Here is a 13,255-nt window from a genome sequence, read left to right as displayed (position 1 = left end):
GTTGTACACAGATGTTGAACACCGGCGCGCCTGGGGCGCGCGTCGCGCCGTTCAATGGGCGGTCAGGTGCGCTTCCTCAACAGCGAAAATGAACAGCCTGCGGGCCTCGTCCGGAGTCCGGCGACCGGCGATTGCCGCGCGGCAGGCACTTCGCGCCGCGACGTAGTAGGGACCACGGTGAGGCCATTGTCCCGCGAGGCATACGAGCGCATCGGACGGCCCCATGACCATGCGTATATCGCCGCCAGTCAATCCGAGCTCGATGGGATGGTTCCACAACACCTGATGCATGCTTTTCCTCCTGGATGCGATGTTCCGAACAGGCCGGGAGCAACGCGATTTCGGTTCCTACATGCGGGTGGAAACCCCTCGCGCACTGCTCCTTCCGCGCTTCGAGATTCAATGCAAAACGTCATCGGCCATGGCCGGGTTCCGCGCGTCCTCTGCACGCGTTCACCGGGAAGGCTCCTCAATCTAGCGCAGGATTTTCCGTTTGTCCGCAATTTTACCGAGGGCCTGGATCGTGAGACCGCATCGCGCGCGATGCAGGCGAGGAACTGCGTATACCCTTGATGCATCGCGGCCAAGTGCGCTATTCAGGGTTGTTTCCGCCCCGTGGCCACTTTCTTCGCCCGTCGGTGCGCTATCCCCTTAAATGACGGGGTTTCAAGCACTTGATAGCCGGCCTATATGTTTTCTGCTGGGGAGGCTGACATGATAGAGGTTGCGGAAATTCGTTTGACGTGGTTGCCGCTGCGCAACGGGACCTACTGTGCGATGCTCGGCCGGCACGAAGTCGCCTTCGTCATGAAGCGCGAGAGCATGAGCGACTGGGCCTGGCGGATTTCCCACTGCAACGGAACGAACAACACCGGCTTCAACTACGCCTCGACGCTCGAAGGCGCCAAGGCGGCGGTGCTTGGCGGCGTCCAGGAGTGGTTTCGCCAGGCGGGGTTCCGGTAGCGGGTGAGGCCTGTGGTGCCTATCCGCAAATAGACATGATTGATCAGCGCAGGTCGGGCTTTCTGCAACGCTCCGAACGGCGACGCCATCTCGCTTTATTCCTGTCGTCGCAGTATAAGGCCTCGTGCCGCCTGGCGCTTTCGCTCGGACATCGCCCCCAATTCGCTGCATGGGTGTGTTGCCTGCCGTCGTAAGTGCGTCGCGAAAGCGGGCCATATGATGGATGAGAGCTTGTTTGACATGACAGAAACGCCGCCGACGGCCGAGACTTCGGGAAAGGGCCGGTACTTCAAGGCGCCCGTCTTCGCCGTGGCGCCGATGATCGACTGGACGGACCGTCATTATCGCTTCTTCGCGCGGCAGCTCTCCCGCCATGCGCTGCTCTATACCGAGATGATTGTCGCCGATGCGATCCTGCGCGGCGACAAGGAGAGGCTGCTCGCCCACGACGCCTCTGAGCATCCGGTCGCGCTGCAGCTTGGCGGCAACGATCCGGCGAAGATGGCGGAGGCGGCGCGGATTGCCGAAGCCTTCGGCTATGACGAGATCAACATGAATGTCGGCTGCCCCTCGGACCGGGTGCAGTCCGGCACGTTCGGCGCCTGCCTGATGCAGGAGCCGGGGCTGGTCGCCGAATGCTTGGCGGCGATGAAGGCGGCGGTTACGATCCCGGTCACGGTCAAGTGCCGGATCGGCGTCGACGAGCAGGATCCGGAGGTGGCTTTGCGCGCGCTCGTCGCCCGCGTCAAGGATGCCGGCACGGACGCCGTCTGGGTGCATGCGCGCAAGGCCTGGCTTAAGGGTCTGTCGCCGCGGGAAAACCGTGAAATCCCGCCGCTCGACTATGGTCTCGTGCACCGGCTCAAAGCGGAGAATTCGAATCTTTTCATCGGCCTCAACGGCGGTCTTCAGACTCTGAATCAGGCGCTGTCGCATCTCGATCCGCATTTGCTTCCTGCAAGGCTTGCCCAGGCTGAATACGGAGTTCCGCTGGACGGCGTGATGCTTGGCCGCGCCGCCTATCACGACAGCGGCCTGCTCACCGCCGCCGACGGCTATTTCGCCCACCCGCTGACCGGCGCCGCACCGGCGCCGCTGGAGCCGGAAGCCTTTTCCGATCGCCACCATTGCCTGTCGCTGGCGTTCTGGGCGGGCGTGCGCGACGCGATGGCGGCCTATGCCGCCGCCCATATCGACAATGGCGGCCGGTTGATCCATGTGACGCGTCACATGGTCGGCCTGTTCCAGGGCTGGCCCGGGGCGCGGCGCTACCGCCAGATTCTTTCCGCGGATGCCACCCGCAAGGGCGCCGGCCCGGAGGTAATCCATGCCGCCTTCGACGCGGTGTTCGAGGCGGTCACGGTGCGTGAGGCGGCGGAATAGGGGGCGCACCTCCTGGTTCCCTCATTCCTGTGCATCACCCAACGAAAAACGGCGCTTCTTGCGAAGCGCCGCCTTCAAAATCCGATCGAAACGTCCGGCTTAGATCGCCTGGAGGTTGACGGCCTTCGGGCCCTTGCCCATGCGGTCCGGCTCGGTGTCGAAGCTGACCTGCTGGCCATCCTTGAGCGTCGCGAGACCGGCAGCCTGAACTGCGGAGATGTGGACGAAAACGTCCTTCGCGCCGCCGTCCGGCGTGATGAAACCAAAACCCTTGTCCTGGTTGAAGAATTTTACGATGCCCTTGGTGGCCATGGAAGAAGTCCTTTTCCTTCAGTCTGTCAGTTGCCGCAACCCAGCGCTTCAATAGCACGGCTTGTCTGCTTGAGGTAGTGTATTCGTGCCCCCTGGAGGAAACGAATATGTCGTCTTCAGCGATATGCTGAAAGGCGTCGAGTGGTCACGATATCGGGGAAAAGACGTCTACGGTGCCGCTAGCGGCTGTCCCGGCCATGGCCGGGCTCAAACGAAAGTCCAGTCTCCGGGATTGAAATCGCCCGAACGGGGGTAGGAGTGGCAGCAATTGGGGGAAAAGGCAAGTAGAGACTTCTAGCCCTGGCGGTATCCGGTCAATGCCTTGCGAGACCGGCCTTTCCAAGAGTTTAATGCGCGCGAGGCGACGGATAAATGTCGGGGATTGCCTCGTTTCCACCACATTTTCGCCCCGACGCTTCGGTGAGCGTAGCGCCATCCCGATACGGTCGCCCTGGACTTGCTGCTGGCGCAGCGAACCGGTAGGTCTGGGCCGGATAGAATTAGAGCACTAAAACAGGTGGCCGGCGTGATCGATCCCTATGCCCTCCTTGGACTTGAGCGCGACGCCGACGAGCGGGCGATTCGGGCGGCCTATCGCCGCGCGGTGAAGACAGCGCATCCGGACCGCGGCGGCGACGCCGGAGAGTTCGGCAAGCTGCAGGCGGCCTATGATCTGTTGAAGGATCCGGTGCGCCGCAAGGTCTATGACGACACCGGCTACGACCCGCAACTCGTCGATCCCAAGCAGCTCAAGGGCCTGATGATGCTGGAGACGCTCGTCAACGACTTCATTCTCGACCTGCGCGAGCCCGGCAGCTTCGACCCGGTGGCGGCGATGCGGCGCAAGCTTTCGGACGACATCGTCAAGACCCGGTTCCACATCCTCGAGCTCGAGCGCCACCGCTCACGGGTCCGCAAACACCTCGACCGCCTCGGCCGGCGGCCGGACACGGACGTGCTCGGCTCGATGCTGCGCGCCCGCAGCCAGTCGATCAGCGATGCGATCAAGGCCGCCGAGGCGCAGATAGAGGTGATCGAGCAGGCCTATCAGATGCTGGAAGGCTATTCCTATGAGATGGAGCCGCTGGGGATCGAGGCGCGGGCCGCGGAGTAAGGTCCGGCTTAAAAGACGGCAACGGTCGGCACTAGGCACGGCCTAGAGCAAGCGGGCGAGCAAAACGACCGGATGCTTCCTTCTTCCGGCCTCCTTCCGGCGCGATCCTTTGCTTCCAACACCGGGGAGCGGTCGCGCCGATTGGGTGAGGCGGCGCGACTTGTTCATAGGTCATCGGCACTGACGCGCGGGCATCCGCGCGTCGAAATGATGTTATGGTCGCAGAAGTCCTCGGTTCCCTTGCGTTAATCCTGGCTACCCTGTCCGAAGTCTCGGTTGTCCCTGTGCCGATCCTGGCCGCCCTGGCCGTGATCTTGGCCGCCCTGGCCGTGATCTTGGCCGCCACCGCCGCCGTCGTTGCCGCCGTCGTTGCCGCCGCCGCCGCCGTCGTTGCCGCCGTCGTTGCCGCCGCCGCCGCCGCCGCCGTCGTTGCCGCCGCCGCCGCCGTCGTTGCCCCACCGCGCCGCCGTCCGTTGCCGCCACCGCCGCCGTCGTTGCCGCCACCGCCGCCATCGTTGCCGCCACCGCCGCCGCCGTTGCCACCGCCGCCGCCACCGGGACCACCGCCGTTACCCCCGCCTCCGCCGAGGCCGCCGCCGCCGGCGTTCGTCGTTGAGAAGGGATCGGTGGGCGCAATCGCTGCCGTAAACAAAGGCGGGCATTGCGCGATTTGCGCGGGCGTGAGGATGTCCGCTCGGTTCTCCGCCGCGCAGCAAGCCGCAAAGTTCGCGTCTGTCAGCGGGCTGCACTGCTGAGCCATAAGGATGGGCCGATCCTGGCTTTGTGCCGGAACCGGGGCCGATGCAATAAATCCGGCCGAAATCAGCGCCAAACCGGTGCTCGTCAAAAATGTTTCCAGGATACGCATCTTCGTTCTCCCTAAATTAGTTTGAACTGAAATTCGCAATTTGCGCGAATGTTCCCTATAAATTTAGGGTTTTGGCTGCGTGAAGAGGGGGGAAACGGGATGGTTGCGTGAATTGGCCAGTAAAATGGACAGGGCACGGCGCGTGAGGACGCGTCTTCTCACGTTACCCTTATGGGTCGATCGATTGGTCGGCCGGCGGAGTAGTGAAAAATGGGTCCGCTAAAATCGAGTCCCTCGATCCATTACCGCCCCGGCCGTCCCGTTTTTCCTTTCGTCCGTCCCTTCTGGCGCTTCTCGTCCGCTTGGTCCTCATAGGAGCCGATGCCGGGCTTGGCAGGGGTGAGGATCGGCTTTTCCGGAACATGGCCGGTGACCGGTTTCTCCGTCCGCCCGACGGTCATCTCGTCGAGCGTATTCTTGCGGAACAGCGACGGTTCCTTGCCGGAGGGCACGGCCACGTCGCGGCCCATTTCGTCGAGATCCGGCTTGCGGAAGAGCGGGCGCTCGGTGTCGGTGCCCGGGCCCATGTCGTCGAGCGAGGGTTTGGCGAAGTAGCTCGTGGACGCACCCCCCTCTGTCCTGCCGGACATCTCCCCCGCAGGGGGGGAGATCGGACTGGGCGCGGCCTTGCTGCCCCGCTTGCCGCCCTCAGCGCTCCTCGCCTGTTCTTTTCTCTTCCCTGTCGCGCCTTCGGCGCTCCTCGCCTCTTCCCGCGCCATCGGGTCGTCGAGCACCGCGAGCTCCGCGGCCTTGAGGCGCTTGATCTCGTCGCGCAGCCGCGCGGCGGTTTCGAAGTCGAGGTCGGCGGCGGCGTCGCGCATCTGTTTTTCGAGCGCATTAAGATGCGCCTGCAGATTGTTGCCGACGAGGTGGCCGGCCTCGGCAAAGCCCTTGCCGGCGACGCCGGAGATGTCGGCGCGGACGTGGTCGCGCTCGTAGACCGAGTCGAGGATGTCGGAGATCTTCGCCTTCACCGATTCCGGCGTGATGCCGTTTTCGAGGTTATAGGCCATCTGCTTCTCGCGGCGGCGGGCGGTCTCCTCCATCGCGCGGCTCATCGAGCCGGTGACGGTGTCGGCATAGAGAATGACCTTGCCGTCGACGTTGCGGGCGGCGCGGCCGATTGTCTGGATCAGCGAGGTCTCCGAACGCAGGAAGCCTTCCTTGTCGGCGTCGAGAATGGCGACGAAGCCGCATTCGGGAATGTCGAGACCCTCGCGCAGGAGGTTGATGCCAACCAGTACGTCGAAAGCACCCAGCCGCAGGTCGCGGATGATCTCGATGCGCTCCAGCGTGTCGATGTCGGAGTGCATGTAGCGCACCCGCACGCCCTGTTCGTGCAGGTACTCGGTGAGGTCTTCGGCCATGCGCTTGGTCAGCACAGTGACCAGCGTACGGTAGCCGGCAGCGGCGGTCTCGCGGATTTCGCCGAGCACGTCGTCGACCTGCGTCTTGGCGGAGCGCACTTCGACCGGCGGGTCGATCAGGCCGGTCGGGCGGATGACCTGCTCGGCGAAGACGCCGCCGGACTGCTCCATCTCCCAGCCGCCGGGCGTCGCCGAGACGGCGATCGTGTCCGGGCGCATCGCGTCCCATTCCTCGAAGCGCAAGGGCCGGTTGTCCATGCAGGAGGGCAGGCGGAAGCCGTATTCAGCGAGCGTCGCCTTGCGGCGGAAGTCGCCGCGATACATGCCGCCGATCTGCGGAATGGTGACGTGGCTCTCGTCGATGAAGATCAGCGCGTTGTCGGGGATATATTCGAACAGCGTCGGCGGCGGCTCGCCCGGCTTGCGCCCGGTCAGGTAGCGCGAATAGTTCTCGATGCCCTGGCAGGAGCCGGTGGCCTCCAGCATTTCGAGATCGTAGCGGGTGCGCTGCTCGAGCCGCTGCGCCTCGAGCAGCCGGCCGGCGCGCTCCAGCTCGGCGAGGCGGTGGGTCAGCTCCTCCTTGATCGCCTTGGTGGCGGCGTTCAGCGTCGGGCGCGGCGTCACATAATGCGAGTTGGCGTAGATCTTCACCGATTTCAGGTCGCCGGTCTTCTGGCCGGTCAGCGGGTCGAATTCAGTGATGGCGTCGATCTCGTCGCCGAACATGGAGATGCGCCAGGCGGCATCTTCCAGGTGGGCCGGGAAGATCTCGATCGTGTCGCCGCGCACGCGGAAGGAGCCGCGCTGGAAATCCATGTCGCGGCGCTTGTATTGCTGCGCTACTAGGTCGGCGAGGAGCTGCCGCTGATCGAGCCGGTCGCCGACATTCATCTGGAAGGTCATCGCCGTATAGGTCTCGACCGAGCCGATACCGTAGATGCAGGAAACCGAGGCGACAATGACGACGTCGTCGCGCTCGAGCAGCGAGCGCGTCGCCGAGTGGCGCATGCGGTCGATCTGCTCGTTGATCGAGGATTCCTTCTCGATATAGGTGTCCGAGCGCGGCACGTAGGCTTCCGGCTGGTAGTAGTCGTAATAGGAGACGAAATACTCGACCGCGTTCTCCGGGAAGAAGTTCTTGAACTCGGAATAGAGCTGGGCGGCGAGCGTCTTGTTCGGCGCCAGGATGACCGCCGGACGCTGCGTCGCCTCGATCACCTTGGCCATGGTGAAGGTCTTGCCGGAGCCGGTGACGCCGAGCAGCACCTGGTTGCGCTCGCCCGAGGAGAGGCCGTCGACGAGATCGGCGATCGCCGTCGGCTGATCGCCGGAGGGCTGGTAGTCGGTCACCATCTTCAGCGAAATGCCGCCTTCCGACTTGTCCGGCCGGGCAGGGCGGTGCGGTGTCCACAGTTTGCCGTCCTTGAAGAGCGGATTGCCGCTCTCGATTAGCGCCGCCAGCGCCTCGACCGTGGCAGTGACGCCGGAGCCGGTCGTCAGCTTGTCGGCATCCTCGAGCGCCACGTCGAGGCCGGCAACCGGGTTCAGACCCGCGGCGGCGCGCGTTTTCGGGTCGTGGCTGCCCCCCATAGAGGTGCCGCGTGCCGTCTTGCCGCTGACGGTCTCAGGCTTGCCCTTGCCGCCCGCCTTCGAGGCGGCGATTTCTACCTTCTTCCGGTGCTTGCCCGCTTTCGAGGCGATCTCCCGCTGGCTTTCGAAGGCGGACGCTTCCGCATCCGATTCGAGCTGCTTCACCCAGTCGGAGACATTGCCGGAGAGCGGGGCGCCGGAAAGCGGCGCCTGCGGGGCTTCTTCGAAACCGCTGGGCGCTGACGATTTCTTCTGGGGATTCTTCGGAGTTTGGGCCATGGCCGGAATATGGAGAGAGTCAGCCCGAAAGGAAAGGGGGAATGAGTACAAAAGGGAAACGGCGAGCCGGGATTTCCTGGCTGCGCGGACCCGTGCGTGACTGCACGTGCGTCGTCACGTGGACCGTTGCCTTTCGACTACGGAGACATGTCGACAATGCCGCCCGGGGGACGCTTGAAACGGCGCGTGCGCCCGGACCATGCTCGGACACCGATTCGCGTCTTCCCGAGGTTTTCATGCCCTTCGCCGTCAATCCCGCCTATGTCTGGCCGATCCTGCTGCTTATTGCCTCGAATGTGTTCATGACATTCGCCTGGTATGGGCACCTGAAGTTCACGTCTTCGCCGCTCTACATCGTCATCTTCGCCAGCTGGAGTATCGCGTTCTTCGAGTACTGGCTGGCAGTACCGGCCAACCGCATCGGACATTCCGTCTATTCCGCGGCGCAATTGAAGACGATGCAGGAGGTGATCACGCTCACCATCTTCGTGCTGTTCTCGGTCTTCTGGCTGAAGGAGTCGATCGGCTGGCATCAACTCATCGGCTTCGCGCTGATCGCGCTGGGAGCGTCGTTTATTTTCAAGGGGTGAAGGTTTTCGCGAGGGGCGGTGCCCGCCGGATCCAGCAGGCTGGAGACGCGGTACAAGGCCGGAACCGGCGCGGACGCGCTCAGGGCCTTTTGCTATTCCGCCGGCACGGGCGTCGGCTTGCCGGTGCCGTCGAGCGCCACCATCACGAAAATGGCGTCGGTGACCTTCTCCATCACCTGCGAGAGATAGCGCTGCGCCCAGGCCTCGACCTTCAGCGTCATCGAAGTGCGGCCGACCTTGACGATATCCGTGTAGATGCACAACGTGTCGCCGATCTTCACCGGCAGCGCAAAGGCCATTTCCTTGACGGCGGCCGTCACGACCCGGCCCCTGGCCCGCTCGGCGGCGCGGATGCCGCAGGAAAGGTCCATCTGCGCCATCACCCAACCGCCGAAAATATCGCCTGCGGCATTGGCATCGCCCGGCATCGCCAAGGTGCGCAAGGTTAGCTCGCCATTCGGCTTGGTCACTGGATTCATGCGGCCTGTCTCCCGTTGTCGGAACACGGTTTAGCCTATGGCGCGTATCTGAAAAAGAGGACTGCACCCCATTCTGCACCCCATCCTGCAACCGGTCCGGCACTGGTCTTGGTTGCCGAAAGGTTAATCGGGCACCGTAAAATCTAGCGATTCTTTGTTAGGAGCTTCGCAAATACCTGTCTTTATCCTGCAGCCCACTTAGAGGAGGCTGGGATGAGACGATTTCGGATTTCGGCGCGGCTTTACGCGCTCGTGGCATTTGCGTTGCTGGTGATGGCGGCGGCGCTGACCTTCGGACTGGTGCAGGCGCAGGACAAACTCGTCGCCGAACGCAAGGCGATGCTTTCGGGAATGAACGAGAATGCCGTTGCTGTGTTCGAGGCCTATCACAAGCAGGAGGAGGCCGGGACGCTTTCGCGCGAAGAGGCGCAGAAGCGCGCCCTGGAAGCGATCAAGGCGATGCGCTACCAGGACAGCGGCTACTTCTGGGTCAACGATATGCATCCGACGATGGTGATGCACCCGATCAAGCCGGAACTGGACGGCAAGGATCTTTCCCAGAACAAGGATCCGAACGGCAAGTTCCTGTTCGTCGAGTTCGTCAAAACCGTGCAGGCACAGGGCAGGGGCTTCGTCGACTACTACTGGCCGAAGCCGGGTGCCGAGGAGCCGGTGCTGAAATATTCGCACGTGGCCGGCTTCAAGCCCTGGGGCTGGGTGGTCGGTACCGGCGTCTACGCCGACGACCTGGCGGCGATGTTCCGCGAGCGCGCGTGGCAGATGGGCGGTATTCTTGCCGCGGCGGCGCTGGCGATCCTGATGGCGGCGCTGGCGATCGTCCGCAGCGTCGTGCGGCCGGTCGAAAAGCTGAAAGTCTCCATGCAGGCGATCGCGGACGAGGATGTTTCCTCCGACGTGCCGGAAACGGATCGCGGCGACGAGATCGGCCAGATGGCCAAGGTGCTCATGGTGCTTCGCGATTCGGTCAAGGAGCGCCTGGAACTGCGCTCGCGGGAGGCCGAGCAGCAGGATCGGCTGAACGCCGAGCGGCGCGGCAACGAGGAACTGCAGCGTTCGACCGCCGCTGCCCAGACCGAGGCGATGGAAACGCTCGGCGCCGCCCTGGAGCGGCTGGCGAGTGGCGATCTCACGGCCGAGGTCGGGCGGATCGCGCCGGAATACGGCAAGCTCAAGCATGACTTCAACTCTGCCGTTGCCGCCCTTCGCGACGTCATCGGAGCGATCTCGCAATCGACCGAGATTGTGCACGGCAGCGCCGGCGACATTTCCGAGGCGGCCAACAATCTGGCGCGGCGGACGGAACAGCAGGCGGCCGCGCTCGAAGAAACGGCCGCGGCGCTCGACGAGATCACCTCGACCGTACGCCATGCCTCGGACCGCGCCATCGAGGCGCGCGACATGGTCAACGAGACCAAGGCGAGCGCGACGAAATCCGGCGGGATCGTCCGCAACGCGATCGACGCCATGGGCCGGATCGAGGATTCATCGAGCCGTATCAGCCAGATCATCGGCGTCATCGACGAGATCGCCTTCCAGACCAATTTGCTGGCACTGAACGCCGGCGTGGAAGCGGCTCGGGCGGGCGAGGCGGGGCGTGGCTTTGCGGTCGTCGCCCAGGAAGTTCGTGAGCTCGCGCAACGTTCGGCCGGGGCCGCAAAGGAGATCAAGGATTTGATCGGCACATCCGTCAAGGAAGTTGGCGCGGGTGTCGAGCTCGTTCGTTCCACGGGCGACGCCCTGATGGAGATCGAGGCCCTCGTCAAACAGGTGAACGAACAGGTCGCCTCGATCGCCACTGCGGCCCGGGAACAGGCGACGGGGCTGCATGAGGTCAACACCGCCGTCAACAGCATGGATCAGATGACGCAGCAGAATGCGGCGATGGTCGAGGAAACGACCGCCGCGAGCCAGGTTCTGGCGCAGGAAAGCCGCGAATTGAAGACGCTGCTCGATAGGTTCCGCCTGAGGGACGGGCAGGCGGCCTACGGCCGGGCCGCCTGACAAATAAGAAAAGGCGAATTTCACTGGCCCGCGTTCGAAGGAGCGCGGGTCCTTCTTTTCGGCGCCTTTGTTGTTCCTATCCTCAGTTGCATGCAGCTGTACCGGTTCGCGGATATTGACGGCATCGTCCATCCCGGGTGAGATCGCGCCGGGAGAGGGCGGCTGTCGCAGATCGCTCGAGGCACAGCACGTTCGCGGAGGATTCTATGTCGCTTCTCAGGTTTCTCATTTCGCGGCCAACCGTTGCAATCTCGATGGTAATGGGCCTTGTCTCTGCCTGCACGGTTGTCGTCGACGAACCGCGCCCCGGCCCGCCGATCCGGCCGCCGCAAATGTGTACGATGGAATTCGCGCCGGTCTGCGGCGAACGCGGCAACCGGCTCAGAACCTTTCCCAATGCCTGCAATGCCCGTGCCGACGGATTTCGCGTCCTTCACCGCGGCGAATGCCGGCCCGATTTCCGTCCACCGGTGGAGCAGGCCTGCACCCGTGAATACGCACCGGTCTGCGGCGAGCGCGGCAGGCTGAGGCGGACATTTGCAAATGCCTGCGTGGCACGCGCCGACGGATTCCGCGTGATCGAGGCGGGCGAATGCCGTCGCAGCGACGAACCCGCGCCGCCACAGCAGTTCTGCACGCGGGAATATGCTCCGGTGTGCGGCCAGCGCGGCGGACGGCTTACGACCTTCCCGAATGCCTGCGAGGCCGGTGCCGCTGGTTTCCGGATCGTCCATGGCGGCGAGTGCGGCTGAGCGAAGGCGGCGAAAAGGCTGGCATGCGGGCCAGATTCGGCGCCGGAAAAACCGTTCGTTTACCACGTTTGCATAGAGTGCGTCCTGAACGCGGCTTTTTCCACTGCTTGCCCGCTTGGCGACATAGCGGGACGTCACGTTTCGACTGTGGGCGGGCGGTGGACCGACAAAGTCGTGGCTTTGTCATGGACGAAGGCGGCAAGTGGTATGGCGTATGTTTCTCTTCTCCATCGACCATTGACGGCGTTGCTGCTGTCGATCCCCCTCGTGGCCTGTAGCACGGACGCATTGTCGCCGACCGCCGGGGTCGACGGCGCGTCGCGCGTCGGCGCCATCCGGCCGAGCCGTGTCGTCGCCAATCCGGAACAGGCGGCGGCGGCCTATCCGTCGGAAGAGCCGGTATCGACATTCAACGACAGGACCGCCGGTGCAGCGGAGCCGCAGGGCAGCCTACCAATGATCGACAGCCAGCCGGAGATGGCGGAGACGCAGGTCGCGAGTGCCGGCCCGATGACGGTCCCGCCCGAAGGCGTCAACATGGACGCGATGCTCGGCGTCGAGCCGGTCGTCGGCCTGGCGCAGGAGCAATCCGGTGACATCGCCGAGGGCAACGCCACGCAGCCGGTCGTCGGCGGCATCGGAGAGGACGATGTGCACCAGCTCGGCGGCCCGGCCGAGCCGGCGCTCACGCCGGATTCCGCCTCGGGCTACGATCCCGATTTGCCGCCGCTGACGCCGGAGCAGATCTCGGCAGAGGAGGCGAAGAGGGCGCGATCGGTTGCGCCGCAGCGGGCCGTTCGGCGCGCCGAGGAGCCACAACAGGTCGCCTTCCTGCCGCGCGCCCGCAATCCTTTGTCGGCGCCCGAATATACCGGCGAAATGCCGCGGTCGGAGATCGCCTGCCGCCAGAGACTGAAGAAGCTCGGCGTCGTCTTCCGCGATGTGCCGCGGATCCATAACGGCCCGTCATGCGGAATCGACTATCCCGTCGAGATCAGCGGCCTCTCCGGCAACATCGCCGTGAAGCCTGCGGTAAAACTCAATTGCCAGGTGACGGAAGCCTTCGCCAAGTGGGTGAAATACGAGCTCGCGCCGTCCTCGCGCTATCGCTACTGGTCCGGTGTCAGCACGATCAAGCCGCTCGGCGGCTATTCCTGCCGGACGATGAACTCGCGCCGCGGTAACCCGATGTCGGAGCATGCGCGCGGCAATGCGATCGACGTCGGCAAATTCGTGCTGAAGAACGGCAAGGAGATCGATGTACGCCGGAAGGGCTTCTTCGCCTTCCGGGAGCGCGGGCTCCTGAAGGCCGTTCGCGCCGACAGCTGCAAATATTTCAACACCGTGCTCGGTCCCGGCAGCGATCCCTTCCACAAGGATCATTTCCACTTCGACCTCAGGACCCGGAAGTCCGGCTACCGCCATTGCGATTAGAGCATTTTGCAGTCAGGTGGAATCACCTGGCGTCGCACAAACGCGGCAAAACAAACAGATAGAGCGGCGGCGCGAACCTATGTGAGCGCATCCCGCTCTACC

The 13,255-nt window shown here is 64.0% G+C and carries 12 protein-coding genes; 8 read left to right on the top strand and 4 right to left on the bottom strand.

Features of this window, described 5'->3' with window-relative positions:
- Nucleotides 1–51: 51 nt before the first annotated feature.
- Complete coding sequence (locus tag RHIBR816_RS0128500) at nt 52–291, bottom strand: DUF982 domain-containing protein (protein WP_018239990.1); 240 nt, start codon at nt 289–291, stop codon at nt 52–54.
- Between the two features lie 423 nt (nt 292–714).
- Here RHIBR816_RS0128500 and RHIBR816_RS0128495 point away from each other — a divergent pair, with 423 nt between their 5' ends.
- Both RHIBR816_RS0128495 and dusA read left to right on the top strand, forming a co-directional pair.
- Nucleotides 715–963 carry a hypothetical protein gene (locus tag RHIBR816_RS0128495; RefSeq protein ID WP_026187530.1) on the top strand — a complete coding sequence of 83 codons (249 nt, stop codon included), beginning with the start codon at nt 715–717 and terminating at the stop codon, nt 961–963.
- Nucleotides 964–1,203: 240 nt separating this feature from the next.
- Entirely contained in the window at nt 1,204–2,346 is a 1,143-nt protein-coding gene (gene dusA, locus RHIBR816_RS0128490) for a tRNA dihydrouridine(20/20a) synthase DusA (protein WP_026187529.1), read from the top strand.
- Between the two features lie 99 nt (nt 2,347–2,445).
- Here dusA and RHIBR816_RS0128485 read toward each other — a convergent pair whose 3' ends face one another.
- Nucleotides 2,446–2,658 (bottom strand): cold-shock protein, encoded by a 213-nt coding sequence (locus tag RHIBR816_RS0128485; protein ID WP_014764845.1) that lies wholly within the window; start codon nt 2,656–2,658, stop codon nt 2,446–2,448.
- 526 nt (nt 2,659–3,184) lie between these two features.
- Here RHIBR816_RS0128485 and RHIBR816_RS0128480 point away from each other — a divergent pair.
- A complete protein-coding gene (locus RHIBR816_RS0128480) occupies nt 3,185–3,772 on the top strand; it encodes a J domain-containing protein (protein ID WP_034816714.1) in 588 nt (195 codons plus the stop codon).
- Nucleotides 3,773–3,987: 215 nt separating this feature from the next.
- Nucleotides 3,988–4,527: a hypothetical protein gene (locus RHIBR816_RS39080; RefSeq protein WP_084811198.1), complete on the top strand. Its 540-nt coding sequence runs from the start codon at nt 3,988–3,990 to the stop codon at nt 4,525–4,527.
- A 355-nt stretch (nt 4,528–4,882) separates the two neighbouring features.
- Here the strand turns inward: RHIBR816_RS39080 and uvrB are convergent, their stop codons facing one another.
- A complete protein-coding gene (uvrB, locus tag RHIBR816_RS0128470; RefSeq protein ID WP_018239986.1) occupies nt 4,883–7,876 on the bottom strand; it encodes an excinuclease ABC subunit UvrB in 2,994 nt (997 codons plus the stop codon).
- Between the two features lie 236 nt (nt 7,877–8,112).
- On the opposite strand from uvrB, the gene RHIBR816_RS0128465 reads away from it, so the two are divergent.
- The gene (locus RHIBR816_RS0128465) at nt 8,113–8,466 is read left to right on the top strand and encodes a DMT family protein (protein ID WP_018239985.1); all 354 of its coding nucleotides are present in this window, start codon (nt 8,113–8,115) and stop codon (nt 8,464–8,466) included.
- Nucleotides 8,467–8,558: 92 nt separating this feature from the next.
- Here the strand turns inward: RHIBR816_RS0128465 and RHIBR816_RS0128460 are convergent, their stop codons facing one another.
- Nucleotides 8,559–8,945 carry an acyl-CoA thioesterase gene (locus RHIBR816_RS0128460; RefSeq protein WP_018239984.1) on the bottom strand — a complete coding sequence of 129 codons (387 nt, stop codon included), beginning with the start codon at nt 8,943–8,945 and terminating at the stop codon, nt 8,559–8,561.
- Between the two features lie 213 nt (nt 8,946–9,158).
- Here RHIBR816_RS0128460 and RHIBR816_RS0128455 point away from each other — a divergent pair, with 213 nt between their 5' ends.
- From RHIBR816_RS0128455 to RHIBR816_RS0128445, 3 genes are all read left to right on the top strand, one after another.
- Complete coding sequence (locus RHIBR816_RS0128455) at nt 9,159–10,967, top strand: methyl-accepting chemotaxis protein (protein ID WP_018239983.1); 1,809 nt, start codon at nt 9,159–9,161, stop codon at nt 10,965–10,967.
- Between the two features lie 206 nt (nt 10,968–11,173).
- Nucleotides 11,174–11,719, top strand: coding sequence for a Kazal-type serine protease inhibitor (locus RHIBR816_RS0128450; protein WP_018239982.1), 546 nt, complete (start codon nt 11,174–11,176; stop codon nt 11,717–11,719).
- Nucleotides 11,720–11,926: 207 nt separating this feature from the next.
- A complete protein-coding gene (locus tag RHIBR816_RS0128445; RefSeq protein WP_018239981.1) occupies nt 11,927–13,153 on the top strand; it encodes an extensin family protein in 1,227 nt (408 codons plus the stop codon).
- Nucleotides 13,154–13,255 lie beyond the last annotated feature (102 nt).

It is taken from the genome of Ensifer sp. BR816, assembly GCF_000378985.1.
GTDB lineage: Bacteria > Pseudomonadota > Alphaproteobacteria > Rhizobiales > Rhizobiaceae > Sinorhizobium.
This window is presented reverse-complemented; position numbering and strand designations above follow the sequence as displayed.

What these genes read in the sequence shown, in the direction of transcription:
- RHIBR816_RS39080 (WP_084811198.1), top strand. Translation starts at nt 3,988, where the DNA reads ATGGTCGCAGAAGTCCTCGGTTCCCTTGCGTTAATCCTGGCTACCCTG.
- RHIBR816_RS0128500 (WP_018239990.1), bottom strand. Translation starts at nt 291, where the DNA reads ATGCATCAGGTGTTGTGGAACCATCCCATCGAGCTCGGATTGACTGGC.
- RHIBR816_RS0128460 (WP_018239984.1), bottom strand. Translation starts at nt 8,945, where the DNA reads ATGAATCCAGTGACCAAGCCGAATGGCGAGCTAACCTTGCGCACCTTG.
- RHIBR816_RS0128465 (WP_018239985.1), top strand. Translation starts at nt 8,113, where the DNA reads ATGCCCTTCGCCGTCAATCCCGCCTATGTCTGGCCGATCCTGCTGCTT.
- RHIBR816_RS0128445 (WP_018239981.1), top strand. Translation starts at nt 11,927, where the DNA reads ATGGCGTATGTTTCTCTTCTCCATCGACCATTGACGGCGTTGCTGCTG.
- RHIBR816_RS0128495 (WP_026187530.1), top strand. Translation starts at nt 715, where the DNA reads ATGATAGAGGTTGCGGAAATTCGTTTGACGTGGTTGCCGCTGCGCAAC.
- dusA (WP_026187529.1), top strand. Translation starts at nt 1,204, where the DNA reads ATGACAGAAACGCCGCCGACGGCCGAGACTTCGGGAAAGGGCCGGTAC.
- RHIBR816_RS0128450 (WP_018239982.1), top strand. Translation starts at nt 11,174, where the DNA reads ATGTCGCTTCTCAGGTTTCTCATTTCGCGGCCAACCGTTGCAATCTCG.
- RHIBR816_RS0128485 (WP_014764845.1), bottom strand. Translation starts at nt 2,658, where the DNA reads ATGGCCACCAAGGGCATCGTAAAATTCTTCAACCAGGACAAGGGTTTT.
- RHIBR816_RS0128455 (WP_018239983.1), top strand. Translation starts at nt 9,159, where the DNA reads ATGAGACGATTTCGGATTTCGGCGCGGCTTTACGCGCTCGTGGCATTT.
- uvrB (WP_018239986.1), bottom strand. Translation starts at nt 7,876, where the DNA reads ATGGCCCAAACTCCGAAGAATCCCCAGAAGAAATCGTCAGCGCCCAGC.